At 57.1% G+C, this 3,266-nt stretch carries 3 protein-coding genes; all 3 read left to right on the top strand.

All coding sequences use genetic code 11. The annotated features are described in order from the left end of the window. Positions 1–510 precede the first annotated feature (510 nt). A complete protein-coding gene (locus AB7F49_RS39090) occupies positions 511–1,317 on the top strand; it encodes a hypothetical protein (RefSeq protein WP_428533334.1) in 807 nt (268 codons plus the stop codon). 223 nt (positions 1,318–1,540) lie between these two features. Then, positions 1,541–2,053, top strand: a complete 513-nt coding sequence (locus tag AB7F49_RS39085) for a TspO/MBR family protein (protein ID WP_428533331.1) — start codon at positions 1,541–1,543, stop codon at positions 2,051–2,053. Between the two features lie 10 nt (positions 2,054–2,063). Next, positions 2,064–3,266 (top strand): cryptochrome/photolyase family protein (locus tag AB7F49_RS39080; protein WP_428533329.1); only part of this gene is annotated, 1,203 nt, incomplete at its 3' end.

Here is a 3,266-nt window from a genome sequence, read left to right as displayed (position 1 = left end):
ATGCCGATGTACCCGACATGAATTGGCCCCTCACCAAAAGCATGTCGGGCTTCGCGCCAGACGTTGCGCTTCTATCCTGCGGTCCGTGAGGCCGCAGGGAACTGTTGGGTGGAAGCTACTATGGCGCGAGCCCGGCTCTTTGAGTGCTGCCCCCCGGCATACGAAACTCGGAGAGCCGGGCACGTCAATCGGCCGCTAATGTTTCCATAAAGTGCCATTTTCAGTGGGCTTGGCGCAGTGATGGTGAGGGAGCAAGCTCACGGAAGCTGGAACAGTGGTCTTCGTCGAGTGAGCGCTTGGCAATGGAGAGAGATTACTGAGTACAGATGCGCAGCATCACGATCGCATATAGCTAGCGATCTAATGAGGTCATGAACATCAGTAAAGTTGAGATATCGAAATCATGAGGCTCCGGGTCCTTCGCATCACGCGACAGGCATGCGTGATGCACGCCGGAAGGTATGGGTCGGCCGTTCGGTCGACCCACATTTAGCTTAATCAGGACGTCAAATGCTGAATACCGTGTTGATCCTTGGAAGCGCGCCGGATGCAGTGCACAGCAGGCTTTGGCAGCGCGAAGTTTTCAGTTCCATCGTCGCGATCAACAACGCGTGGCGTGTTAGAGAGGATTGGGACTATCTCGTACACGCCGACGACTTTCCCGATGGGCGCTTGCCAAGTACAATACCGCGCTGTTCGGCGATCGTGAAATCGACCGAATTTGTCCCGGCTCAAAACTGGTTTGGCGGCTTTGTCTACGCGGGCGGAACGATGGCGTTTACGGCCGCTTACTGGGCATTGAAAACTCTGAAACCCGATATACTAGCCTTCGCCGGCTGCGACATGATCTACGCGCCCGATGGCCCTACGCACTTTTACGGCAAGGGATCGCCCGATCCGCTGCGCGATGACGTCACGCTCCGAAACCTGGAAGCTAAATCCTGCCGGTTGTTTCAATATGCTCTCCGCGAGGGGACGCTGTGCCTAAATCTTTCGCAGCTCCCAGAGAGCCGTCTCGCCATCCCGCGCAGCAGCCTCGACTTGTTCCAGAAAATGACGGTGCGTCGGCTCGAAGCAATGAAAACGATGTCCAGAGCGGCAACCGACGCAACTTCTGTAAAGCGCGCGGAGGCGCTGGAATCGCAGTTGGCTTACTTTGTCGAGAACGGCAGGTACTGGGAGCATATCGCCGACTTCGACGCAGCGAAGTTGGGCGAGCTAGACGATCTTTGGCTATCGTCAGCCATACGACTTCCAAGAAGCGTGGACCCCAGCCAGGGATGCTGGCGTCGCGAGGTGGTGAGCCAAGCAGCATAACGTCACGTCGGAATCATTGAGAAGGTCATTCTTGTTGCGCGAGTGTAATCAGCCCGGCGGGAGAGGCTAGTTGTTTGATCATACCGCTGCGTGGCCCCGCTTGACGGCCGGTCGGCAGAGCCTCGAAAGGCGTGCGAAATTGAAGCAGAAATGATCCATTGTTTTCTGCTGTCCGTAGGAAAGCATAAAGCTAACTGCTTAATGCGTCGATCCGTATCCAGGTATGGTTGTGCGAACAGATTCAACAGACATTCACAACAAGTTGTCGTGGTGGTCGACGGCCTCGATTGCGGTTGTCCCGGTAATCGTCGCATCGCTTTTGGGGCAGTGGGCAACGTATCCCAACCTGGTCTCTTGGTATGCCGGGCTTATCAAACCGTCATTCAACCCGCCGAACTGGATCTTTGCGCCTGTCTGGACGGCCCTCTACCTGTTGATGGCCTATGCAGTCTGGCGCATCCTGAAGGTCGCTGACAGGGATGCCGAACGTCGAAAAGCATTGGCGCTATTCTTCTTGCAACTCGCGTTCAATGCGGGGTGGTCGTGGCTATTTTTCGCCTTGAATAACCCCCTGGCCGGGCTTCTGAACATAGTTCCCCAATCTTTGCTCATCCTGGCAACGATCGTCCGTTTTCGCAGGCTCGATCTTGTCGCAGCGTTGTGTCTGGTGCCGCTTGCGGTATGGGTCGCGTTTGCATCTGTGCTGAACTTTGAAATCTGGCGACTGAACGGTTAGCCGGAATCACATGGCCGACGACGTAGCAACCATCGATTCAGAGCGTCCAGTTATCGTCTGGTTTCGCGACGATCTTCGTCTAGCCGACAACCCGGCGCTGAATGCTGCCGCCAGTTCAGGCCGAAAAATCATCTGCATCTTCCTCCACGACGAGGAGTCCGCAGGGGTCCGCCCGCTTGGTGGCGCGGCCCGATGGTGGCTTCATGGCGCTTTGCGGGAGTTGGATACCGAGTTGCGTAGACGTGGTGGGCAGCTTTTGATCCACAGAGGAGCGGCGGCGACGGCTATCCCTAGGCTTGCGGCTAGCTGCAAGGCTGCGGCGGTATACTGGAATCGCCGATACGGAGCGGCCGAGCGCCGAATCGACGAAGGGGTCAAGACCGCACTCAAGGCGCAGGGGACAGAAGCCCAGAGTTTCAATGGCCATCTGCTTTACGAGCCGTGGTCGATGAAGACAAAGGCCGGCGGGCCGTTTCGTGTATTTTCCGCATTTTGGCGTGCTGCGCACGATGCCGGCGAACCCGATCAGCCGTTACCCGCCCCGTCACAGCTTGACCTGTTCAATGGCTCCTTCGACCGAGAGCCAATGGCAATTGAACTCAGCAAGCTGGCGCTCGAGCCCTCGTCCCCAGATTGGGCTGGTGGACTGAGATCAAGCTGGCGGCGCGGAGAAGCGGGTGCTCATGATCAGCTCGAAAAATTTCTGGACGAGCATTTCGGCGAATACGCCGATAGCAGGGATTTTCCCGATCGTTCCGCGACATCGCGGCTTTCGCCATATCTGCGCTTCGGCAATATCTGCGCCCGGCAAGTTTGGCACGCGGTCACCGCAGCTGCTAACGCGTCCCATCTTTCAACGCCTCATCGCAATCTGGAAAAATTCCGATCGGAGTTGGGATGGCGGGAGTTCTCATACCACCTGCTCTACTATAATCCCGACATGGCGAGGCAGAACCTGCAGCCCAAGTTCGACGCCATGCCATGGCGCAGTGACGATGAAGCTCTACGCGCGTGGCAACAAGGCAGGACAGGCTACCCTATCGTTGATGCGGGCATGCGAGAACTTTGGGCAACCGGATGGATGCACAATCGCGTGCGCATGGTGGTCGCGTCCTTCCTTGCAAAGCATCTTCTCATAGATTGGCGCCAGGGCGAAACGTGGTTTTGGAATACGCTGGTGGACGCCGATCCGGCCAACAACACCGCAAGCTGG

The sequence above is a fragment of the Pseudorhodoplanes sp. genome, assembly GCF_050250235.1.
GTDB lineage: Bacteria > Pseudomonadota > Alphaproteobacteria > Rhizobiales > Xanthobacteraceae > Pseudorhodoplanes.
This window is presented reverse-complemented; position numbering and strand designations above follow the sequence as displayed.

What these genes read in the sequence shown, in the direction of transcription:
- AB7F49_RS39085 (WP_428533331.1), top strand. Translation starts at nt 1,541, where the DNA reads ATGGTTGTGCGAACAGATTCAACAGACATTCACAACAAGTTGTCGTGG.
- AB7F49_RS39090 (WP_428533334.1), top strand. Translation starts at nt 511, where the DNA reads ATGCTGAATACCGTGTTGATCCTTGGAAGCGCGCCGGATGCAGTGCAC.